This is a genomic window from Sphingomonas eleionomae (assembly GCF_049889035.1).
In the GTDB taxonomy this organism is placed as follows: domain Bacteria; phylum Pseudomonadota; class Alphaproteobacteria; order Sphingomonadales; family Sphingomonadaceae; genus Sphingomonas.
The window spans coordinates 80599-102918 of sequence record NZ_JBLTWP010000005.1 but is presented as its reverse complement, the minus strand read 5'-3'; the positions used below and the strand labels follow the sequence as shown (position 1 = coordinate 102918).

Genomic DNA, 22320 nt, shown 5'->3' with positions numbered 1-22320 from the left:
ATGCCCGGCCAGCGGGATCAGCCCTCCAGCTGGCGCATCAGCACGGTGACGGCCGAATCGATTTCCTGATCCACCGCGCGCAGTTCCTCGATCCGGCGAACGGCATGGATAACGGTCGAATGGTCACGATTGCCGAACTTGCGACCGATTTCCGGCAGGGACCGGGTGGTCAGCCGCTTGGCCAGATACATGGCGATCTGTCGCGGCCGGGCGATCGAAACCGCCCGCCGGGCAGAAATCAGGTCGATCTGCCGGACATGGTAATGCGCCGATACCGCCCGCTGAATCTCGTCGATGGTAATGCGACGCTGCGCCCCCTTCAGCACCTCGCCAAGCGTGGCGACGGCAAAATCCATCGTCACCGACTGGCCGGTCAGCTGGGCATAGGCGACCAGCCGGTTGAGCGCGCCTTCCATTTCCCGCACCGAATGGCACAGCCGCTGGGACAACAGGTCCAGCACCTCTGCCGGGATCGCAGCGCCGGGCATGTCCGCCAGCTTCGCCTTCAGGATCGCCTGACGCAGCGACAATTCGGGCGGGCGGATGTCGGCAACCAGACCCGAGCCCAGCCGCGTCATCAGCCGCGTCTCGATGCCGTCCAGCTGCTGCGGCGGGCGATCGGCGGCGACGACCAGCCGCTTGCCCGCGCCCATGAACTCGTTGACGGTGTGAAAGAATTCTTCCTGCGTCGATTCCTTGCCGGCGATGAACTGAAGATCGTCGATCATCAACAGGTCAACGCCGCGCAGCCGCGCCTTGAACGCAAAGGTATCGCGGGCACGCACCGCCTGCACGAATTCGTACATGAAGCGTTCGGCCGGCATGTAGATCGCGGTCGCATCCGGCTGGGCACCCAGAAAGGCGTGGCCGATGGCGTGCATCAGATGGGTTTTGCCCAGCCCGGTCGCGCTGTGCAGATAAAGCGGGCTGAACCGCGGACGACCCGGCTCGGCCAGCGCCTTTGCCGCATTGGTTGCCACGCGGTTCGAATCGTCGGCCAGGAACCGGTCAAAGGTCAGGCGCGAATCGAACGGCTGGGTGTCGCGCGGCTGCATTGCCGCAGGCTCGGCCCGCGGCGTTGCCGGCATGGGCGCCGGCTGGTCATTGGCGATGGTCCGCACCGGGGTCTGTACAGGCTTTTCGGGCGCCTCGACCGGACGCAGGTCGACATTGGCGGGCAGGGTTTCGATCGACACCTTGCGAATCGACGGCAGGATCGCCCGGAACTCGTAAAAGATGCGGTCCGCATAGTGATTGCGCACCCAGCTGGCCATGAAGGCAGAGGGCAGGCCAAGGCGGACATGACGATCGCCGTCGCCGGGCATCACCTGGATCGGCTTCAGCCACTGGTCGAACAGACGGGCCCCGGCCGACGCCCGCAGATTATCGCGGACCCGGTTCCATGCGGCAGTAACTGCTCCATTCGGTTCGATGGCTTCGTTCACTTCCTGTCCCGCAAGGCCTGCCACGCGCACAACCTTTCCCTTGGCGCGGACAGGATCGCCCGCGCGCTACATGCCAACAGTCAACACTTCCCCCCAGCCGGAACATGCCCCCCGACTGTACAGAATGCAGCTACGCTTGAACCCGACCTCGTCCGCGGCCGGGACAGTCGTTTTAGGAAGGGTTTCTTGAGTCGATCAAGTCCGCTTTCGTAAAGAAAGTGAAATAATGACCATTGACTCGACTTTGCCGCAGTTTTGCGTGAGACGCCCGGTTTTCTGCGGTCTTTCAGGTGGTTAACAAATGCTTGCGGGCTTTCCCCGTTCGAATCGTATGATTCGGAGCAGGGTATTTCCCTGCCATCCTGGATCATTTCCATATGACAAAAGCCCCCGCCGCAGATGCAGCAGAGGCTTTGGTCTCAGATCGTGCAGGCAATGCCTGCCGACAGGATCAGGCGAGGGCGGAAACCGCCTTGGTCAGGCGCGAGAACTTCCGCGATGCGGTGTTCTTGTGCAGCACGCCGCGTGCCACGCCGCGCGCCAGTTCCGGCTGAACCGCCGTCAGCGCCTCGGCAGCGGCGGTCTTGTCGCCAGCAGCCAGGGCCAGTTCGACCTTCTTCACGAAGGTGCGGATGCGGCTGACGCGCGCACCGTTGATTTCCGCGCGGCGCTGGTTGCGCCGGATACGCTTCTTTGCCTGAGGCGTATTCGCCATGCCGTCCTCGAATCCTTAAAATCGTCAAGAAAAGGGCCGGCACACAAAGGGCGCCTGTCCCCGGAAGGACGCGCCCTTACGCGCTCCGGCTCGCCCGGTCAACTGTTCAGCGGCATCGAAGCGACGGCCAATCATCGCTGACAGGCGCGGCACCAGAAGGTGGACCGGCCGGAATCGACCATGCGCTCGACCGTGCCGCCGCACCGGCATGGCTCGCCTTCGCGGCCGTAAACCAGCCATTGCTTGGAAAAATAGCCCAGTTGTCCGTCAGGCCGCGCATAATCGCGCAACGTCGATCCCCCGGCCAGGATGGCGGAGGACAGGACGTCGCGAATCGCCGTCACCAGCGAATCGAGCCGTTTGCGCGAAATCGTGCCGGCGGCCCGGCGCGGGTGGATGCCGGCCATGAACAGCGCCTCGCACACATAGATGTTGCCAAGGCCCGCGACGATTCGCTGATCCAGCAACAGCGCCTTGACCGGCGCGGACCGGTCATTGAACCGGTCGGCCAGATAGGCCGCGGTCAATTCCGGTCCCAGCGGTTCCGGCCCCATCGCGGCAAAGGCGGGATAGGCGGCAAGCCCCGATGCCCCGGCCAACAGGTCGACAAAGCCGAATCGGCGCGGATCGTTCAGCGCCAGCCGCCGCCCGGCCGCGGTTTCGATCACCAGATGGTCGTGGGTCAGCACATCGGTGGGATCAACCCGCCAGCGCCCCGACATGCCAAGATGGAATAGCAGAATATCGTCGCGATCGGTGTTGATCAGGCCATATTTGGCCCGCCGTCCCAGCGTGGTGACCGTCGCACCGGTCAGCCGCTGGCGCAGATCCGGTGGAAACGGAAAGCGAAGGTCCGGCCGCCGCGTTTCGATCCGCGCGATCCGCTGGCCCTCCAGCACGGGCGCAAGGCCGCGAACGGTAGTTTCGACTTCGGGCAGTTCTGGCATCGGGATCGGCTCTCGGGTCCGGCACGCTGAACGGTGCCGCCTGCCCGGTAGCTAGGCAGTGTTTGCGGTGCGCTCAACCCTTGGCTAGAGGCGGTGGAGACGCGGTGCCTGTCCCTCGACTTCGCTCGGGACGAACGGAGTTGGCTATGACGAACGAACGCTCGGTGTCCTTTGGCTATGAACAGGTGGCACCAGAGGAAAAGACCCGCCGGGTGGGCGGCGTGTTTTCCAGCGTCGCGGCCCGATATGATGTGATGAACGATGCCATGTCCGGCGGCCTGCACCGGCTGTGGAAGGATTCGTTCGTGCGCAAGGTCAATCCGCGCGCCGGGGAATCGATCCTCGACATGGCGGGCGGCACCGGCGACATCGCGTTCCGCCTGGCCCGGTCGGGCGCATCGGTGACCGTGGCGGACATCAATCCCGACATGCTGGCCGTCGGCATGGAACGCGCGTCGAAGCGGCGCATCGACGGCCTGGTCTGGCAGGAACAGAATGCCGAGACGCTGAGTTTCGACGACCGCGCCTTCGATGCCTATACCATCGCGTTCGGCATCCGGAACGTGACCGATATTCCGGCCGCCCTGCGCGAGGCGCATCGGGTGCTGAAACGCGGCGGGCGGTTTTTCTGCCTTGAGTTTTCAACGACGCAATGGCCCGGCTTTGCCGATGTCTACGATGCCTATTCGCATCATCTGGTCCCGCGGCTGGGCAAGCTGCTGGCCAATGATTCGGACAGCTATCGCTATCTGGTCGAATCGATCCGCCGGTTCCCGCCGATGCCCGCGTTCAAGGCGATGATCGAAGAGGCGGGCTTTGCCCAGGTGCGGGCGGAACCGATCCTGGGCGGGCTGGTGGCCATCCATAGCGGGTGGAAGCTTTGATGATTGTCCCGCCCGCGTCGCCGCCGGTCGGCATCGTTCATCCATGACCGCACCTGTCGTTCATCTGTGGCGCCTGCTGAAATGGGGCCGCACGCTTGCCCGGCACGGCGCGCTGCGCGGGATCGAGCGGGATCCCAATGCGCCCGTGGCGGTCAAGCGGGTGGCGCGGATCGCCCGGTTTGGCGCGCGCGTGCCGGCCGAACCGGCCTATGCTGATGCGTTCGAGGCGATCGGCCCCGCAGCGATCAAGCTGGGCCAGACGCTGGCGACCCGCCCCGATCTGGTCGGAGAGGCGGCGGCGCACGACCTGATGCGCCTACAGGACCGGCTACCCCCGTTGCCGTTCGAGCCGATCCGTGCCGCCATGGAAAAGGGGTTTGGTCGGCCGCTTGAGGATCTGTTCGCCAGCATCGATCCGGTGCCGGTGGGGGCAGCGTCGATTGCACAGGTCCATCGCGCCGTGACGACCGATGGCCGCCAGGTGGCAGTCAAGGTGCTGCGTCCCGGCGTCGAAACCGAATTCCTGTCCGCCATCGATACCTATGAATGGGCCGCCGCGCAGGTAGAGGCGATGGGCGGCGAGGCGCAGCGGCTGCGCCCCCGGCTGGTCATCGACACGTTCAAACGCTGGACGCTGCGTGAGCTGGACCTGCGGCGCGAAGCCGCATCCGCCAGCGAACTGGCCGAAACGATGCGCGCCGAACCCGATTTCGTGGTGCCGAAAATCGACTGGCAGCGCAGCACCGGAAAGGTGATGACCCTGGAATGGATCGACGGCATCAAGCTGTCGAACCGAGAGGCGCTGATCGCGGCGGGGCACGATCTGCCGGGACTGGCGGTCAAGCTGGTCCGCGCGTTCTTGCGGCAGGCGATTTCCGAAGGGTTCTTTCACGCCGACATGCATCAGGGCAATCTGTTCGCCCTGCCCGACGGCCGCATCGCCGCCATCGATTTCGGCATCATGGGGCGCATCGACCGGCGTGCCCGCGTCTGGCTGGCCGAAATCCTCTATGGCCTGATCACCGGCAATTATCGCCGCGTGGCCGAAATCCATTTCGAAGCGGGCTATGTGCCGCCGCATCACAATGTCGAGGAGTTCGCCACGGCCCTGCGCGCGGTGGGCGAACCGATGCGCGGCCTGCCGGTCAAGGAAATGTCGATCGGCATGATGCTGGACAGCCTGTTCAACATCACCCGCGATTTCGACATGCAGACGCAGCCGCACCTGTTGCTGCTGCAAAAGACGATGGTGATGGTGGAAGGGGTGGCGACCAGCCTGGATCCCGACGTCAATCTGTGGGAATCGGCGGCACCGTTCGTGCGCGAATGGATCCGGACGGAACTTGGCCCTGAAACCTATGTCGCCGACCGGTTGATCGAGGATCTGCGCACCCTGGCGCGGCTGCCGCAGCTGGTCCGCAATATCGAGCTGCATTTTCCCGCCCCCGGCGGGGCGCCGCCGTCGCCGCCGCTGCGCGAGATTCAGCTGGTCCGTGTGGGCGGCGGGTGGCGCTATGCCGTCATCGCCCTGGCCGGCGGGGCGCTGGGCGCGCTGGCCATGTTCGCGGTGCAATGACCGGCTTCTGGCTTGCCGGAAACCGGCGGCTGGCCGGGATCGATCGGCGCGGCGCGATGATTGCCGCTGCGCTGCTGGCACTGGTGCTGGCGCTGTCGTTTACTGCGCTGCTGGTGCCCGCACCGCCGCCCGCCGCCCGCGACGCCAGCGGCCGGGTGGAGGCGCAGGCGGATGTCGTCCTTTATGAAACCATTGTCGCGGGGCTGCGCGGCGGGGATGACTATTACCCGGTGGCGGCGCGTGCGCTGCGCGCGGGCAATTATCCGCTGCGGCCGTTCATCACCTTTCGCCTGCCGACGCTGGCGCGGTTGCAGGCAGCAGTGCCCGACTGGCTGGTCTGGGGCGTTCAGCTCAGCCTGGTCGCAGGCGTGCTTGCCGCCTGGGCGGCGCGGCTGTGGCCCGCGCTGACCCGGATGGCGCCGCGGATTGCCCTGATCGTGCTTATGTTCGGCGGGCTGATGGCGTTCGTTCAGCTCGACCTTGCGCCGTTCCACGAAATCTGGGCCGGGCTGCTGATCGCGCTGGCGCTGGCGATGTACCGCCCCGACCGGGTGCTCCTGACGGTGTCCATCACGCTGATGGCCATGCTGATCCGCGAAACCAGCGCCCTGTTCGCTCTGGTCATGTTCCTGACCGCGATTGCCGAGCGGCGCTGGCGAGAGGCTGCGGCATGGGTGGGTGCGGTTGCCGTGCTGGGCGCTGCCGTCGCGGCTCATGCCCATGCAGTGTCGATGGTTGTCACACCGCTGGACCCGGTGTCGCCTGGATGGTCGGGCATGCTGGGGCCTGGCCATTTTTTCCGGACGATGGGCATCTCGACCGCCTTGACCCTGGCACCCGTTTGGCTGGCGGCGCCCGTCGTTGCCCTTGCCCTGTTCGGCTGGGCAATCTGGCGCAGCGCCATGGCGGTGCGGACGCTGGGCACGCTGGCCGCCTATGGCCTGTTGCTGGCGCTGTTCGGGCGGCTCGATACCTTTTACTGGGGCCTGCTGGTCGCGCCGCTGGTCCTGCCCGGTCTGATCTTCGTGCCCGATGCGCTGCGGGACCTGACGCTTGCGCTGCTCGACAGACAGGCCCCGCGCGTGCAGAAGTCGGCGGCATGAAGCGCATCCTGCTGATCGTTGGCGGCGGCATTGCGGCCTATAAGGCGTGCGAGCTGATCCGCCTGATCCGCGGCGCGGGCATGGCTGTCCGCTGCGTCCTGACGGATGGCGGCGCGCAGTTCGTGACGCCGATGACGCTGGCCGCGCTGTCCGAACAGCCCGTCCATACCAGCTTGTGGGACCTGAAGGACGAGGCGGAGATGGGCCATATCCAGCTCAGCCGTCAGGCCGATCTGGTCGTGGTCGCGCCCGCCACCGCCGATCTGATCGCGCGCATGGCCGGCGGGCTGGCCAATGACCTTGCCACCACGCTGTTGCTGGCGACGGACAAGCCGGTGCTGGCGGTCCCCGCCATGAACGTGCGGATGTGGCAGCACGCCGCCACGCGCCGGAATGTCGCCCAGCTGCGGGCGGACGGCGTGACCGTGATGGAACCCGACGAAGGGCCGATGGCGTGCGGCGAACATGGCCCGGGCCGGTTGCCGGAGCCCGCCGCGATCCTTGCCGCGATCCAGACCGCGCTGGGGGGCGAGGGGCAGGCCGCCGGGCGATTGTCCGGGCGGCACCTGCTGATTACGGCCGGTCCCACGCATGAACCCATCGATCCGGTACGGTACATTGCCAACCGCTCGTCCGGCAAACAGGGCTTTGCCATCGCGGCGGCAGCGGCGCGCGCCGGTGCGCGGGTGACGCTGATCGCCGGTCCGGTACAGCTTGCGACGCCGCCCGGCGTTGACCGGGTGGATGTCGAAACGGCAGCCGAAATGGCCGCTGCCGTCGATGCCGCACTGCCCGCCGACGCGGCGATCATGGTCGCCGCCGTCGCCGACTGGCGCGTGGCCGCGGCTGGTCAGAAGATCAAGAAACAGAGCGGCGATCCGCCGCGGCTGACGCTGAACGAAAATCCGGATATACTGGCGACCGTCGCGGGGGGAGATCGGCGGCCGGCGCTGGTCATCGGATTTGCCGCGGAAACCGAACGGGTGATCGACCATGCGGTCGCCAAGCGGCTGCGCAAGGGGGCGGACTGGATCATTGCCAATGACGTATCGGGCGATGTGATGGGCGGCGGTCACAATCTGGTCCATCTCGTCCGCGATACGGGGGTCGAGACGTGGGAACGGATGACAAAGGAGGCCGTGGCCGAGCGGCTGGTGGAACGGATTGCGGATGCGATTTGACCGAATGACACGATGGCTGGCCGGCGCGGTGCCGATGGCGGCGCTGCTCGTCCTGGCCGGATGCGCTGCCAGCCTGCCGCCGATGGACGGTCCGCAGGGCATGACGCTGTATCAGCAGCTGATCGGTCCAAAGCGCAGCCGCTCCGTCGAGACGCTGTTCATCATGCTGAACGGCGATGGCCCGCCCGCCAATCGCGGGGATGAGGATGGCTTTATCCGGAAACTGGGCGCGTCCGTTCCGAAAAGCGCGGTCGTGCATCTGCTGCGTCCGGGATATGGCGATGCCAGCGGCCATCGCAGCCCCGGCGACGTCCCGGCGGAAAATGGCGATCAGGCATCGACCGAGGCGATGATGGCGGTCGCCGACACCATTGGCGCGATCCGCAGCCGGTATCCCAATGCCGAAACCGTGCTGATCGGTTCGGGCGGCGGCGCGGCGATCATCGCCAACCTGGCCGGGACCCGCCCGCAATTGCTGGACGGCATGGTACTGGTCAGCTGTCCGTGCACCCTGCCCGAATGGCGCAAGCTGCGCGCGCGCCAGTCGCCGGGCAAGGGGTGGGACAAGCCCGTCGAGGCGCTCGATCCCCTGCTGACCGCAGGCGGCGTACCGCCGGACATGATGGCCGCCATCGTGACCGGCGCCGATGACAAGGAATTGCCGCCGCGCTTTTCCCGTTCCTATGCCGAGGCGCTGGCGCTTCGGGGGATCAACACGGACCTGCGCATCCTGCCGGGACGCACCGGTTCGCTGATCGATGATCCGCAGGTGCTGGAAGCGACGCAGCGCATGGCCGCGCGGCTGCCGAGGGATGCAAAGTGACGAGCGGCGTCATTCGCATTGCGCTGATGCGCCTGCCGCACGGCCACGGCCTGCCGCTGCCCGCCTATGCGACGGCAGGCGCGGCGGGCATGGACATCGTGTCGGCCGAGGACGTGATGCTGGCCCCGGGCGCGCGCCATGCCGTGGCGACCGGACTTGCCATCGCCATTCCGGATGGGTTCGAGGTTCAGGTGCGTCCCCGTTCGGGCCTGGCGTTGAAGCATGGCGTTACCTGCCTCAACACCCCGGGTACGATCGACAGCGACTATCGGGGCGAGGTGAAGGTGATCCTTGCCAATCTTGGCGATCAACCCTTTGCCATTGCCCGCGGCGACCGGATTGCTCAGCTGGTGGCCGCCCCGGTTCAGCGCGCAGCGTTCGACGAAGTCGCCAGCCTTGACGACACGGCGCGCGGCACCGGCGGCTTTGGATCGACGGGGGTGCGGGGATGATCCGTCTGCTGTCCGTCGCGGCCCTTGCCGCACAGGCCCAGGGGCTGACCCTGCCGATCGACTGGGATGCGCTGCCGCCGCTGCCCTATCGCACCGTGCCGCCGGTCACCCCGGATATGACCAGTTATGTCGCGGGCGAGATTCAGTCCGGGCGCTGTCCGCAAGCCCCTGTTCTTGCCGGTCGCCGGATGGTGCGCGCCGATGTCGCCGTGCTGCTGGATGACGAGGGTAATGTCCGCGCCACCATTCCGCGCGCGATCAAATGCGCGACGGTCGAACAATATGCCGCGGGCGTCGTTGCCAGCGCCGCGCGTAACAACCTGTTGCCGCGGGCCCAGGGCGCGCCCGGCTGGTACCGGGCCAGCATCACCTTTGACTGGGCGGCATGAGCCTGTCCGATGCCGAGCTTCAGCGTTATGCCCGCCATCTGATCCTTCGCGAGATTGGCGGGGCGGGGCAGGCCGCGCTGAAGTCGGCGCGGGTCATGGTGATCGGCGCGGGCGGGATCGGATCGCCGGTGATCCAGTATCTGGCAGCGGCGGGCGTCGGGCACATCGTCATTGTGGATGACGACCGGGTCGATCTGTCCAACCTGCAACGCCAGACGATCTTTGCCACCATCGATATCGGCCAGCCAAAGGCAGAGGCCGCGCGGGATCGAGCATTGGCGATCAATCCCGAAATCGCGGTGGAGGCGATGGTGCGCCGCATGGATGCGGCCAGCATCGATGCGGTTGAGGGCATGACGGTCGTCATCGACGGGACCGACAGTTTTGCCACGCGCCTGCTGGTCGCCGATGCGTGTCTGCGCCACCATGTCCCGCTGGTGTCCGCCGCTGTGGGCCAGTTCGATGGCCAGCTGGCCGTGTTCCGGGGATGGGAGGGGGACAAGCCCTGTTACCGGTGCTGGGTGGGCGGCGATCCCGACCGGCCGGACGTCAGCTGTGCCGATCAGGGCGTGCTGGGCGCGATGACCGGCGTGATGGGCAGCATGGCGGCGATCGAGGCGGTGCGGCAGATCGCGCCGTTCGGCACCGATCCGGCAGGAAAGCTGCTGATCGCCGATGCGCTGGATTTCCGCTTTCGCACGCTGTCGCTGCCCAAGGATCCGGGGTGCCCGTCATGCGGCGCGGCCTGACCCTGATCGTTGCGGGTGATGACCCCCAGCGATTCGACGCTGCGGTGGCGGTTGCAGCGGCAGAAGCGGCCATTGGCGGGACCGTACGGTTATACGCCCATCGGATGGCCGTGATGCGGCTGTCCGATCCCATGCTGGTCGATGCGATGGACGGCGGGGTCGCGGTCATCGCCTGTCAGACCGGCCTGGCCGAGGCGGGCATCGATCTGTCCACGCTGGATCCCCGGATCGAGGGCGGAGGCATGGTCGGGCTGTTGCTCGCCCTGGGCGACGATCGGCTGGTCCTTGTCTGACCGGCATTGCGCCATATGTCGGGTCCGGCCTATGGCGCGGGCATGGCATTCGCATTCCTCTCCGCGCTGATCGCGCTCGTTTCCCCCAGCAAGGATAAGCCCGTGTCCGATACCGCACCCATTCAGGCCGGTGAGGCCACCCAGATCATCGAATCCGAAATCGGCACCGGGGCGGAGGCGCAGCCGGGGCGCATGGTTCGCGTGCATTATACCGGATGGCTGCTGACCGAAGGCACACGCGGCAAGAAGTTCGACAGCTCGCTGGACCGCGGCGAGCCCATTGCCTTTCCGCTGGGCACCGGCCGCGTGATCCGGGGTTGGGACCTGGGCATCAACGGCATGAAGGTGGGCGGCAAGCGCACGCTGGTGATCCCGGCCGTCGATGGCTATGGCGCGCGCGGCGCGGGCGGGGTCATCCCGCCGGGCGCTGACCTGATCTTTGACGTCGAACTGGTCGGCGTCGACTGATCCGGCGGGGCTTAGCGGGCATTTAACCTTGTGCCGCTAATCCCGCGGGCCATGACCCAGCCCAAAATCCTCGTCATCTTTGGCACCCGTCCGGAAGCCATCAAGATGTTTCCGGTCGTCCATGCGCTGCGCGCGCAGGGCGGGATGGACGTGCGCACGTGCATCACGGCGCAGCATCGCGGCTTGCTGGATCAGGTGATGGCGATTGCCGGGCTGGTGCCCGACATCGACCTTGACCTGATGGAGCCGGGCCAGACGCTGGACCGGCTGACCGCGCGGCTGCTGACCGGCCTAAGCGAGGTGATGGACGCCGAGCGGCCCGACCGGGTGGTGGTGCAGGGCGATACCGCAACGGCAATGGTCGGCGCGCTTGCCGCCTATTACCGAAAGGTGCCGGTGGCCCATGTCGAGGCTGGCCTGCGGTCGGGCGATATCTGGCAACCCTGGCCAGAGGAGGTGAACCGCCGCATCGTCGCGCCGATCGCCGACCTGCATTTCGCGCCCACCGAAACGGCGGCGGCGGCGCTGCGCCGGGAAAATATCGATCCCGCGACGATCCATGTCACCGGCAACACGGTGATCGACGCGCTGCACGCGACGCGCGACCGGATTGCCGCCGATCCCGGCCTGGCCGCCGGACTGGATGGGATCGAGACGCGCTTTGCCGACAAGCGGCTGGTGCTGGTGACGACCCATCGGCGCGAAAACTTTGGCGACGGCATGGCTCAGATTGCCGCCGCCATCGGCCGCATCGCCGACCGGCCCGATACGGCCGTGCTGTTTCCCGTCCATCCCAACCCCAATGTCGTCAGCGTGATGGACGCGATGCTGGGCGAGCGGCCCAATGTCGCGCGCATCGATCCGCTGGATTACCCGCATTTCATCCGGGCACTGGGGATGGCGCACATCGTCCTGACCGACAGCGGCGGCGTTCAGGAAGAAGCGCCCGCGCTGGGCAAGCCCGTGCTGGTGATGCGCGAGACGACCGAGCGGCCGGAAGGGGTGGAGGCGGGCACCGCGAAGCTGGTCGGCCCCAACGCCGACCGGATCGTTTCCGAAATCTCAACCCTTCTGGACGATAGCCATGCGTATCAGGCCATGGCGCGCGCCCACAATCCGTTTGGCGACGGCCATGCCTCGGCACGGATTGCGGAGACGATTGCCCATGGGTTCGGACAATGACCTGAACGTCTGCGTTCTGGGGCTGGGGTATATCGGCCTGCCCACCGCAGCGGTGATCGCCCGGTCCGGGGCCCGCGTCCTGGGCGTGGACGTGCATCAGTCGGTCGTCGACACCGTCAATTCGGGCAAGGTGCATATCGAGGAAATTGACCTGGACGGCCTGGTATCGGGCGTCGTTGCGCGGGGCCTGCTTCGCGCCTCGATGCAGGTGGAGCCGTCCGACGTGTTCGTCATCGCGGTCCCGACACCGTTCAATCAGGATCACGCCCCCGATATCGGCTACGTCCTGCAGGCCGCGACCAATGTCGCCGCGGCGCTGAAAACCGGCGACACGGTGATCCTGGAATCCACATCGCCCGTGGGCACGACGGAAGAGGTGGCAAAGCTGCTTGCCGGGCTGCGCCCCGACCTGAAGGTGCCGGGGCATTGCATGGGCACGCCGGATGTTGCCATCGCCTATTGCCCCGAACGGGTGCTGCCCGGCCGCATCCTGGTTGAACTGATCGACAATGACCGGGTGATCGGCGGCATCACGCCCCGCTGCGCGCGCAAGGCGCTGCAATTCTATCGCCGGTTTGTGCGCGGCGCATGCGTAACGACGACCGCGCGGGCGGCAGAGATGACCAAGCTGACCGAAAACGCGTTCCGCGACGTCAACATCGCGTTTGCCAACGAATTGTCGCTGATCACGGACAAGCTGGGCATCGATGTGTGGGAGGTGATCCGGCTGGCCAACCGCCATCCGCGGGTCAACATCCTGTCGCCCGGCCCGGGGGTGGGCGGCCATTGCATCGCGGTGGATCCGTGGTTCATCGTCCATTCGGACCCCGAAAATGCGCGGATGATCCGCACCGCGCGGCAGGTGAACGATGGCAAGACGGAATACACCATTGCACAGGCGAACGATCTGATCGCGTCCCTGCCCGGTGCGCCGGTCGCCTGTCTGGGCCTGGCGTTCAAGGCGAATATCGACGATTTCCGGGAAAGCCCGGCGCTAAAGGTCGCGGCCGAACTGGCCCGCCACCATGGCAGCCGCGTGCGCATCGTCGAGCCTTATGCGACCGAACTGCCCCGCGCATTCGATGGCACAGGCGCGACCCTGATCGATGTGGACGAGGCGATCGAAAGCTGTCCGATCTTTATCGTGCTGGTCGATCACGACGTGTTCAAATCCGTCCCGCTGGACGAACGGCGCGGCAAGATCGTGTATGACACGCGCGGCATCTGGCCCGATCAGCCGCGGCCGGTGACAGACCCGGTTCCGCTGAAGCTGGCGGTTTGACCGAAAGGGTGTTCGCCCCCCTTCGCCACCCGATGCTAGACCTGAAGACCCATCGCGTCCTGCGCCTCGCGCAGGGTGGGCGCGGCAAGCGCATTGGCGCGGGCGGCGCCCTCTGCCAGCGCAGCACCGATCGCTGCCCGGTCTGACAGCAGCGCGGTCATCCGGTCGCGGATCGGACCAAGCGTCGCGATCATCAGATCAGCCAGCGCGGGTTTGAACTGGCCAAATCCCTGACCGGCAAATTCGCCCAGCACATCGGCCGGCGCGCGCCCGGCCAGCGCGGCATAGATGGTGACCAGGTTCTTTGCCTCTGCCCTGCCTTCAAGCCCCGCCATCTCGCCCGGCAGCGGCTCGGCATCGGTGCGTGCCTTGCGGCATTTCTGGGCGATCACGTCGTCGCTGTCGATCAGGTTGACGCGCGAGGCATCGGAGGGATCGGATTTCGACATCTTGGCGCTGCCGTCGCGCAGGGACATCACGCGGGGTGCCGCCGATCCGATCATCGGTTCGGGCAGGGGGAACAGCTCGACCCCGAAATCGGTGTTGAATTTGGTGGCGATGTTGCGGGCCAGTTCCAGATGCTGTTTCTGATCCTCGCCCACCGGCACATGGGTCGCCTTGTACACCAGCACGTCCGCAGCCTGAAGCACCGGATAGGTGAACAGGCCGACGCTTGCGCCCTCGCTGTTCTTGCCCGCCTTGTCCTTCCACTGCGTCATCTTGTTCAGCCAGCCCATGCGCGCGGTGCCGCCCAACAGCCAGCAAAGCTCGCTGTGCGCGGGAACGCGCGCCTGGTTGAACAGGATCGATTTGGCCGGATCGATGCCGGCCGCCATCAGCGCCGCTGCCATCTCGATCGTCGCATTGGCCAGCGCCGCCGGTTCCTGATGCACGGTCAGGGCGTGCAGGTCGGCAAGGAAGAACAGCGATTGCCCGCCGCCGGACGCCACCTGATCCTGCATCGCCACCCATTGCTTGATGGCGCCCAGATAGTTGCCGAGGTGGAGATTGCCGGTGGGCTGGATGCCGGAAACGACGCGCATGGTTTGAAAATCAATCCTCTGTCGGTTTGGTGACGCGCCCCCGGCGCGCGAGCAGGGCACGAATCGCTGTCGGGCTGAAGGCACCCGTGACGATGCTGGCGATGCCATAAACCACGCATCCGGCCGCGACCAGCGCCGCCATGCCCACGATGCGGACCCACAATTCGCCGGTCGTCCAGGGCGTCACCAGCCGGTCGAGCCAGAACAGTGCGCCGCCCATCAGCAGCGCCGCCAGCGCCAGCCGGGGCAGGCGGCGGCGCAACTGGGCATCCACCTCGAAATCGCCGCGCTTGCGCAGGGTGCGATACAGCAGGGTGACATTGACCAGTGCGGCCAGCGTGGTGGCCAGCGGCGGCCCGATATGGCCGATCGTCGGAATCAGGGCGAGGTTGCCGACAATGTTCACGCCGATCGAGATTGTCGCATAGCGCATCGGCGTGCGCGTATCCTGACGCGCGTGATAGGCCGGCGTCAGCAGCTTAATCAGGACATAGGCGGGCAGACCGAGAGAGAATGCGCCCAGCGCCAGCGCGGTGGCGCGCGTGTCGTCGGATCCGAACACGCCATGCTGGAACAGCGCCCGGACAATCGGTTCGCCGGCAACGACCAGCGCGACGGCGGCGGGCAGGGTGAGCAGCAGGGCAAGCTCGATCGCCCGGTTCTGCGTCGCCATCGCTTCTGCATGGTCCCCGCCGCTCAACTGACGCGACAAGGTGGGCAGCAGGATGGTGCCCAGCCCGATGCCGATGATGCCGAGCGGCAGATCGGACAGGCGGTTGGCATAATAGATATGGCTGATCGAGCCGGCGTCGAGCAGGCTGCCGGCCAGCGCGGTCGAGATCACCAGGTTGATCTGCACCGCGCCCGCCCCGACCGCTGCGGGCAGGATCAGACGGCCGAGTTCGCGCATCTGCGGCGTGATGGTCGGCAGGCGCAGGCGAAGCGACACGCCAGAGGCGCGGCATACCCAGATCAGCCAGCCCAGTTGCAGCACGCCCCCGGCCGTGACCGCCAGTGCCTGCACGCGTGCGGTTTCAAACGGGTCCGCGCCATGGAAGAAGACCAGGGCAGATACCATCGACAGGTTCAGCAGGATCGGCGCGGCGGCATTGGCCCCGTAACGGTCGATCGAATTGAGGATGCCGCCCAGCAGCGAGGTGAGCGAGATCAGCATCAGATAGGGAATGGTGATCCGCGACAGCTCGACCGCGTAGGCGAACTGCGCCGGGCTGGGGTCATCGAACCCGCCGGACAGCACCCAGGTGAGCGGCCAGGCGGCGATCAGCATCACCGCCGTCATGGCCAACAGGATGGGAAACAGCAGCGCCAGCGCCTGTTCGGCGAACAGCAATCCGGCGGGCCGGCCGCCGCCCTCCGCCACCTGCCGGTTGAACATGGGGACAAAAGCGGCCGAAAATGCGCCCTCGGCGAACAGGGCGCGAAACATGTTTGGCAACCGGAACGCGACCAGAAAGGCGTCCGAGGCAAAGCCCGCGCCCATGAAAGCCGCCTGAAGCGTATCCCGGCCAAGCGCCAGGACCCGGCTGGCCAGCGTCAGGCCACCGACCGATCCCAGCGATTTGGCGAGGCCCATCGGGCGGCTCTCCGGGCGGGCCGGTCAGGCCTGGCCGCTGGTCGGGAACTCGCCGCCAATCTCTCCGCCCTGACCGCCCTGGGCCGCTGCCTGCTGCAGGTACAGCGCGCCAAAGTCGATCGGTTCCAGCAGCAGCGGCGGGAAGCCGCCGTCGCGCACCTGATCGGCCAGCACGCGGCGGGCGAACGGGAACAGGATGCGGGGTGCCTCACCCAGCAGGAACGGCTGAAGATGCTCGTCGGGGATGTTGCGCAGGGCGAACAGGCCGGCAAAGGACAGGTCGACCAGATACATCACGCGGCCATCGACTTCGGCCCGCGCCTCGATCTTCAACACGACCTCGTGCACGCCCTCGCCCAGCTGGCCGGCGCCGATGTTGAACTGGACATCCAGCTTAGGCTGGCCGTCCTGAACCTGGTAAATGGCGGGCGCGTTCGGATTTTCGAAGGAAAGATCCTTCACATATTGTGAAATGACGCTTGCCGACGGAGCGGTGTCTGCACCGTTCGCCACGGGCTCGCCAGCCACGCCATTGTCCTCAATTTCCATCGAACTTTTCCTTGTCGTCCCTGAAAAGGCCGTCCGGCGATCCCGCTCCCCCGGCCAAGAGCGCCGCGACTAGCAGGGGCGGCGGCCGAGTTCAACGGTCGCGGGAACCGGATCGGCGCAAGGTTCATTTGAAACCCGCGGCGCTTCTGCCTATGTTGGACGCATCATGACCGGTGGACCCATCCTTTTCATTGTGCTGCTCGCCATGGTTGCGGGCTTCCTGGCGCTGCGCCTGTATTCGGTTCTGGGCAAGCGGACGGGGCACGAACAACCTCTGCCCAAGCCTGCGGAAGAGCGCGTTGCCATGCCACAGCCGCAGCGGCCGGTGGATCAGCCCGCCGATCCGCGCGAGCCGGCGCAGCGGTTGATGGAGCCTGCGGCCGAGCGCGGCGTACGGGCGATCATCGACGCGGACGCGCGGTTCGATGCCGCGCAGTTCCTGACCGGTGCGCGCTCCGCATATTCCATGATCCTGGACGCCTATTGGAAGGGCGACCGGGAAACGCTGACCTGGCTGGTCGAGGATGATGTTCGCGAAGGGTTCGATGCAGCGATCGCGGATCGTGAGGCAGCCGGCCATGTGCTCGACAATCGCGTTGTGGCCATCGAAAACGCGGTCATCACCGATGCGCGGGTTGAATCGGGCGTTGCCGAGATCACCGTCCGCTTCGATGCCGATATCGCCGCGGTGACGCGCGACAAGGAAGGGAATGTGGTGGCCGGTTCGCTGTCCGACGCCGTGCAGACCCACGATATCTGGACGTTCAGCCGCCGCCTGCGGAGCGACGATCCGAACTGGAAACTCAGCGAAACCGACGAAGCCTGAACCGGCAGGAGTGTAGCGTGCCATGACGAACGGGGGACGGGCGTCGCTGGCGGCCATGGCGATGATGGCCGCGATGCTGACGCTGCCCGGCTGTGCGTCGACATTGGTTCCCCGCGCCGACACCCCGTCGTCAGCAGCCCGCCCGCCCGCCGCGACACGGCCGGCCACCCGCCGGCAAGTCCCCGGCCAGCCCGCCGCGCGCCAGCCGGTTGCGGCGACGCCGATCGCCCCCGCAATCGCGCCCGCGGTCGATGCCAGCATTACCACCGCGGCTGCGGCCACCCTGACGCCCGGCCCCGCGATCGACAGCCTGCCGATCAGTGAGAGCGTTGCGGCCCGCGCGCTGGCCGCGTTTCGCATTTCCTGCCCGTCGCTGATCCGGCGGACCGATGCGTCCGGCCTGACCCGCGGCGCGGACTGGCAACCGGCCTGTTCGGCCGCGGCCGGGACCAGCGACGCCCGCCGGTTCTTTGCCGAGCGGTTCGAGACAGTTCAGGTGGCGGATGGCAAGGCGTTTGCCACCGGATATTACGAGCCGGAAATTGCCGGATCGCGGCGGCAGGAGGGGCCGTACCAGACCCCGGTCTATGCCCGCCCGACCGATCTGGTCGATGTTGCGCTGGGCGAATTCAGCGATGACCTGAAGGGCAAGACGATCCGGGGCCGGGTGCAGGGCACCAGCCTGGTCCCCTATCACGACCGGACCGCGATCGAGGAAGGCGCGCTGGCCGGGCGCGGGCTGGAAATCGGCTGGGCCGCGGATCCGATCGAGCTGTTCTTTCTGCAAATCCAGGGATCGGGCCGGTTGCGGCTACCCGATGGCGGCGTCCTGCGCATCGGCTATGCCGGGCAGAACGGCCGGACCTATACCGGCATCGGCGCACTGATGCGGGATCGCGGCCTGTTGGCCCCCGGTCAGGCATCGATGCAGGGCATCATGCAATGGCTGCGCGATCATCCGGAGGAAGGCCGCGCGCTGATGCGCGAGAACAAGAGCTATGTCTTTTTCCGCGAGCTGACCGGGCCGGGTCCGCTGGGCGCGCTTGGCCTGCCGGTGACCGGACAGGCGAGCGTCGCTGCCGATCCCAAATTCGTGCCGCTGGGCGCGCCCGTGTTCCTGTCGATGGACCGGACGGATGCCACCGGACTGTGGGTTGCACAGGATACCGGCGGCGCAATTCGCGGGCCGAACCGCTTCGATACATTCTGGGGCGCGGGCGACGATGCGCGAGCGATTGCGGGCGGCATGTCGGCACGCGGCACCGCCTTTATCCTGGTGCCGCGCGGCACGATTGCGCGGGTCCGGGGCGGCAATGCGGCGCCTTGACCCCGCAGAGGCCGCGCTTTGGGCAAAGGTGATGGCGAGCGTGCGGCCGTTGCGTGCTGCACGGATCGCCGTCGTCCCCCCGCCGCCGCCGCCATTGCCGCCCGTTGCCGATTTCGCCCCCGCCAGCCATCGCCCGCCAAAGGGGCGGGTGCAGCTGCCCCGCCCGGTTACCCCGCCCGCGCCAGCACCGCGCAGTATCGACGGATCGCTGGACGGCGGATGGGAACGCAGGATTGCGCGGGGACAGTTGCTGCCCGACAGCAGCATCGACCTGCACGGCCACAGCCTTGCAGAGGCGCACCGGGTGCTGGACGACGGACTGGCCCGCGCCATCGCGCGCGGCGACCGGGTGCTGCTGCTGATCACCGGCCGTCCGCCGCGCCCCGAATCCGAACGGCCCCATGCGCGCGGCGCCATCCGTGCCGCCGTCCGCGACTGGCTGGCCATGTCGCGCCATGCCGATGCGATTGCGGCAGTGCGCGGTGCCCATCCCCGGCACGGCGGGGCCGGGGCGCTGTATATCGTTCTGCGGCGCGGGCAGGCGCACCGGCCGGGTTGAACGGCAATCATATCGTCATCGAAATGAAAATCCGGCTGCAAGTCGCGCTTTTTTAACTCTTTCCGATGATATTTCCGCACTGGTCGGGGGCCGTTTGGGCGCTCCGCTGCTGGGATAGCCATCGATAACGATGAAAGGCCATTCGCTCAGAGTTCGCGCGATTGCATTCGCGCTGGGCGCTGGCGCGCTGGTTTTCATCCTCGCGCTGGTGGCGACGGGTGCCGGAATCACGCCGGATGGCGCGGGGCGTGCGCTGATTGCGGCGATCATCTGTGGCGCGATGTGCTGGGCCTTTGCCGAACATACGCTGGCCGGGACCGCCACCGCGCTTGACACCGCGATCCAGCGATTGCGCCAGGCGGCCGCTGGCGACCTGACCGCGCCGGTACCCGAACAGATCGACCGCGCCGTGCCGGGACTGGCCCAGACGATGCGCGAACTGTTCGATCAGGTGGGCAGCAACCTGAACAGTGCCGAACGGCTTGCGCTGTTCGATGCGGTGACCGGCCTGCCCAACCGGCTGCATTTCCGCCGGACGTGCGACCGGTTGCTGGAAACGTTGCCCCGCGACGGGTCGTCGGCGCTGTTTTTCATCGACCTTGACCGGTTCAAGGTCGTCAATGACACGCTGGGCCATGCGTGTGGCGACATCCTGCTGAGTTTGGTGGCACAGCGGCTGCGCGACGTGGCGAGCCGGTTTGCCGGGATGGCGGACGACGGAAGTGCGGTGCAGCCGCTGATCGGCCGACTGGCCGGCGATGAGTTCACCCTGTTCTTTCCGGTCGTCAGCGATGCGGCCGATGCCCTGCAGATCGGCCATGGCATCCATGCCGAACTGATCCAGCCATTCGATGTCGAGGGGCAGGATGTGCGGATCGGCGCATCGGTTGGCGTCGCCCTGCGTCCGCGTCATGGCCAGATGCTGACCGAATTGATGCGGGCCGCCGATATGGCGATGTACCGGGCAAAGGGCGATGGCCGCGGCCGGGTGGCGCTGTATACCGACGAAATGGCGCTGGCCGCCGAAACGCGGATGCAGCTGGAACGGGACCTGCGCGACGCCGTCGAACAGGATGCGTTCAGCCTGTATTTCCAGCCGCAGATCGCGGCAAAGGATGGCCGCGTTGTCGGGGCAGAGGCCCTGCTGCGCTGGCGCCATGCCGATGGCGTCCGCCTGCCGACTGAGTTCATCGCCTGTGCCGAGGAAACCGGCCTGATCGTCGAAATCGGCAACCGGGTGGTGGATCAGGTGGCGGACACCATTGCCCGCTGGGCCCGGATCGGCATCGAGCAGCGCATGGCCGTCAACATCAGCCCGCGCCAGATCGACCATGCGACCTTTTTCCGCCGGTTGCGAAGCGCGCTGAGGGCGGCGGGGGCCCCGGCCGGCCTGCTGGAACTGGAAATCAGCGAAACGCTGGCCATGACCTGCAGCGGCGAGGTGATCAGTGCGATCCGGGCGCTGCGCGAGGACGGCGCGACCATCGCCATCGACGATTTCGGCACCGGCTATTCCAATCTGGCCCGTCTGCGCGAGTTGCCGGTGGACCGGGTCAAGCTGGATACCAGCATCGTGGAGCATGTCGCGATTCGCACCGAGGCGCGGGCCATCGCGCAGGCGGTCATCGGCCTGATCCACGGGCTGGGCTGTACGGCGGTGGCAGAGGGGATCGAGGACGAGGCACAGCGCGACGTCCTGCGCGTCATCGGGTGCGAGGTGCTGCAGGGCTATGCCATCGCCCCGCCGATGGACGAGGTGACGTTCATGCGCTGGGTCGCGGCCCAGCCGTCGATCAGGATGCCGCGGCCAGCGCTTCGCGCGTGATATCGGCGTAGATCGCCGTCAGTGCGGTCAGATCCTGAAGCGCCACTGCCTCGTCCAGCTTGTGCATGGTGGCGTTGAGCAGCCCGAACTCGATGGTCGGCGCGATCCGCGACAGGAACCGGGCATCGGACGTGCCGCCGGTCGTCGACAGTTCCGGCCGGATGCCCTGGTGTCGCTCGATCACATCGGCGACCAGCGTGGACAGCGCGCCCGGCGGGGTCAGGAACGCCTCACCCGACACGACAGGCCGCACGATCGCCTCTGGCGCATGGGCATGGACGACGGACCGGATCCGCTCGCCCAGCCCGTCGCCGGTGTGCAGATCGTTGAACCGGATCGACAGGCGCGCCGACGCCGCAGCCGGGATCACATTGGTGGCCGGGTTGCCGACGGTGATGTCCGTCACCTCGATATTCGACGGCTGAAACCAGTCGGTCCCGGCGTCCAGCACGATCGCGTCGATTGCCGACAGTGCGGCGATCAGGCGCGGGATCGGATTGTCGGCCAGATGCGGATAGGCGACATGACCCTGCCGCCCCGGCACGTCGATCCAGATGTTAACGGAGCCGCGCCGCCCGATCTTTACCATGTCGCCCAGCCGGGCGACGCTGGTCGGCTCGCCCACCAGGATGGCGTCGGGGACCAGGCTGCGCTCGCCCATCCGGTCGATCAGTGCGCGCGTGCCGAACACCGCCGGTCCTTCCTCGTCACCCGTGATGATCAGGCTGACCGTGCCTGCATCGGCCGGCACCTGTCCTGCGGCGGCGACAAAGGCGGCGATTGCGCCCTTCATGTCCACCGCACCGCGCCCGTGCAACAGGTCGCCGCGCACTTGCGGGTCGAACGGATCGCTGGCCCATCCCTGGCCGGGCGGCACCACGTCCAGATGTCCGGCAAAGGCGAAATGCCGCCCGCCGGTGCCGCGCACGGCCAGCAGGTTTTCCACCGGGCCATCAGGCGCCTGACCGTTGACGAACCGTTCCACGGCAAATCCAAGCGGCAGCAGCGCCGCCTCCAGCACATCGAACACCGTGCCGGTGGCCGGGGTGATGCTTGGCGCGGCGATCAGCGCCTTGGTCAATTCGATGGGATCGGGCAGCATGGCCGC

General features: G+C 67.0%; 23 protein-coding genes. 16 read left to right on the top strand and 7 right to left on the bottom strand.

The features are described 5' to 3' along the window. Positions 1–17 precede the first annotated feature (17 nt). The 3 genes from dnaA to mutM all read right to left on the bottom strand — a co-directional run bounded on the left by dnaA (position 18) and on the right by mutM (position 3107). On the bottom strand, positions 18–1469 hold the full coding sequence (gene dnaA, locus ACNI3Q_RS14200; RefSeq protein ID WP_426277785.1) for a chromosomal replication initiator protein DnaA: 1452 nt from the start codon (positions 1467–1469) through the stop codon (positions 18–20). 427 nt (positions 1470–1896) lie between these two features. After that, complete coding sequence (rpsT, locus tag ACNI3Q_RS14195) at positions 1897–2160, bottom strand: 30S ribosomal protein S20 (RefSeq protein WP_260021397.1); 264 nt, start codon at positions 2158–2160, stop codon at positions 1897–1899. Positions 2161–2291: 131 nt separating this feature from the next. Beyond that, positions 2292–3107 (bottom strand): bifunctional DNA-formamidopyrimidine glycosylase/DNA-(apurinic or apyrimidinic site) lyase, encoded by an 816-nt coding sequence (gene mutM / locus ACNI3Q_RS14190; RefSeq protein WP_426277783.1) that lies wholly within the window; start codon positions 3105–3107, stop codon positions 2292–2294. Positions 3108–3253: 146 nt separating this feature from the next. On the opposite strand from mutM, the gene ACNI3Q_RS14185 reads away from it, so the two are divergent. From ACNI3Q_RS14185 to wecC, 12 genes are read left to right on the top strand one after another with little or no spacing between them, the layout of a single operon-like run. After that, entirely contained in the window at positions 3254–3991 is a 738-nt protein-coding gene (locus ACNI3Q_RS14185; protein WP_426277781.1) for a class I SAM-dependent methyltransferase, read from the top strand. Between the two features lie 43 nt (positions 3992–4034). After that, positions 4035–5567, top strand: a complete 1533-nt coding sequence (ubiB, locus tag ACNI3Q_RS14180; RefSeq protein WP_426277779.1) for a 2-polyprenylphenol 6-hydroxylase — start codon at positions 4035–4037, stop codon at positions 5565–5567. Further along, the gene (locus ACNI3Q_RS14175; RefSeq protein WP_426277777.1) at positions 5564–6670 is read left to right on the top strand and encodes a hypothetical protein; all 1107 of its coding nucleotides are present in this window, start codon (positions 5564–5566) and stop codon (positions 6668–6670) included. Before ubiB ends, ACNI3Q_RS14175 begins: the two co-directional genes overlap by 4 nt. Next, positions 6667–7851, top strand: a complete 1185-nt coding sequence (coaBC, locus tag ACNI3Q_RS14170) for a bifunctional phosphopantothenoylcysteine decarboxylase/phosphopantothenate--cysteine ligase CoaBC (protein ID WP_426277775.1) — start codon at positions 6667–6669, stop codon at positions 7849–7851. The genes ACNI3Q_RS14175 and coaBC overlap by 4 nt, the downstream gene beginning before the upstream one ends. Further along, a complete protein-coding gene (locus tag ACNI3Q_RS14165; protein WP_426277773.1) occupies positions 7841–8674 on the top strand; it encodes an alpha/beta hydrolase in 834 nt (277 codons plus the stop codon). The genes coaBC and ACNI3Q_RS14165 overlap by 11 nt, the downstream gene beginning before the upstream one ends. A gap of 26 nt (positions 8675–8700) precedes the next feature. After that, a complete protein-coding gene (gene dut, locus ACNI3Q_RS14160) occupies positions 8701–9126 on the top strand; it encodes a dUTP diphosphatase (RefSeq protein WP_426277914.1) in 426 nt (141 codons plus the stop codon). Next, a complete protein-coding gene (locus ACNI3Q_RS14155; protein WP_426277771.1) occupies positions 9123–9515 on the top strand; it encodes a hypothetical protein in 393 nt (130 codons plus the stop codon). The genes dut and ACNI3Q_RS14155 overlap by 4 nt, the downstream gene beginning before the upstream one ends. Next, positions 9512–10264, top strand: coding sequence for a HesA/MoeB/ThiF family protein (locus ACNI3Q_RS14150; RefSeq protein ID WP_426277769.1), 753 nt, complete (start codon positions 9512–9514; stop codon positions 10262–10264). The genes ACNI3Q_RS14155 and ACNI3Q_RS14150 overlap by 4 nt, the downstream gene beginning before the upstream one ends. Beyond that, positions 10249–10557 (top strand): DsrE family protein, encoded by a 309-nt coding sequence (locus tag ACNI3Q_RS14145; RefSeq protein ID WP_426277912.1) that lies wholly within the window; start codon positions 10249–10251, stop codon positions 10555–10557. Before ACNI3Q_RS14150 ends, ACNI3Q_RS14145 begins: the two co-directional genes overlap by 16 nt. A 42-nt stretch (positions 10558–10599) precedes the next feature. Beyond that, positions 10600–11025, top strand: coding sequence for an FKBP-type peptidyl-prolyl cis-trans isomerase (locus tag ACNI3Q_RS14140; protein ID WP_426277767.1), 426 nt, complete (start codon positions 10600–10602; stop codon positions 11023–11025). Positions 11026–11076: 51 nt separating this feature from the next. Then, positions 11077–12207, top strand: coding sequence for a non-hydrolyzing UDP-N-acetylglucosamine 2-epimerase (gene wecB, locus ACNI3Q_RS14135; RefSeq protein WP_426277765.1), 1131 nt, complete (start codon positions 11077–11079; stop codon positions 12205–12207). Next, the gene (wecC, locus tag ACNI3Q_RS14130) at positions 12191–13489 is read left to right on the top strand and encodes a UDP-N-acetyl-D-mannosamine dehydrogenase (protein ID WP_426277763.1); all 1299 of its coding nucleotides are present in this window, start codon (positions 12191–12193) and stop codon (positions 13487–13489) included. The genes wecB and wecC overlap by 17 nt, the downstream gene beginning before the upstream one ends. A 35-nt stretch (positions 13490–13524) precedes the next feature. Here wecC and trpS read toward each other — a convergent pair whose 3' ends face one another. The 3 genes from trpS to secB are packed head-to-tail and all read right to left on the bottom strand — an operon-like array spanning position 13525 to position 16675. Beyond that, the gene (gene trpS / locus ACNI3Q_RS14125; protein ID WP_426277761.1) at positions 13525–14532 is read right to left on the bottom strand and encodes a tryptophan--tRNA ligase; all 1008 of its coding nucleotides are present in this window, start codon (positions 14530–14532) and stop codon (positions 13525–13527) included. A gap of 10 nt (positions 14533–14542) precedes the next feature. After that, positions 14543–16126 carry a murein biosynthesis integral membrane protein MurJ gene (gene murJ, locus ACNI3Q_RS14120; protein WP_426277759.1) on the bottom strand — a complete coding sequence of 528 codons (1584 nt, stop codon included), beginning with the start codon at positions 16124–16126 and terminating at the stop codon, positions 14543–14545. Between the two features lie 24 nt (positions 16127–16150). Further along, positions 16151–16675 (bottom strand): protein-export chaperone SecB, encoded by a 525-nt coding sequence (secB, locus tag ACNI3Q_RS14115; protein WP_260021414.1) that lies wholly within the window; start codon positions 16673–16675, stop codon positions 16151–16153. Positions 16676–16856: 181 nt separating this feature from the next. Here secB and ACNI3Q_RS14110 point away from each other — a divergent pair, with 181 nt between their 5' ends. The 4 genes from ACNI3Q_RS14110 to ACNI3Q_RS14095 all read left to right on the top strand — a co-directional run bounded on the left by ACNI3Q_RS14110 (position 16857) and on the right by ACNI3Q_RS14095 (position 21212). Then, entirely contained in the window at positions 16857–17501 is a 645-nt protein-coding gene (locus ACNI3Q_RS14110) for a Tim44/TimA family putative adaptor protein (protein WP_426277910.1), read from the top strand. A 22-nt stretch (positions 17502–17523) separates the two neighbouring features. Next, entirely contained in the window at positions 17524–18828 is a 1305-nt protein-coding gene (gene mltA / locus ACNI3Q_RS14105; protein ID WP_426277756.1) for a murein transglycosylase A, read from the top strand. Then, positions 18815–19387 (top strand): Smr/MutS family protein, encoded by a 573-nt coding sequence (locus ACNI3Q_RS14100; protein WP_426277754.1) that lies wholly within the window; start codon positions 18815–18817, stop codon positions 19385–19387. Before mltA ends, ACNI3Q_RS14100 begins: the two co-directional genes overlap by 14 nt. A gap of 130 nt (positions 19388–19517) precedes the next feature. Beyond that, a complete protein-coding gene (locus ACNI3Q_RS14095) occupies positions 19518–21212 on the top strand; it encodes a putative bifunctional diguanylate cyclase/phosphodiesterase (protein WP_426277752.1) in 1695 nt (564 codons plus the stop codon). On the opposite strand, the gene dapE is transcribed toward ACNI3Q_RS14095, so the two are convergent. Then, positions 21181–22314: a succinyl-diaminopimelate desuccinylase gene (dapE, locus tag ACNI3Q_RS14090; RefSeq protein WP_426277750.1), complete on the bottom strand. Its 1134-nt coding sequence runs from the start codon at positions 22312–22314 to the stop codon at positions 21181–21183. The two genes, ACNI3Q_RS14095 and dapE, sit on opposite strands and share 32 nt — an antisense overlap. Between the last annotated feature and the right edge of the window lie 6 nt (positions 22315–22320).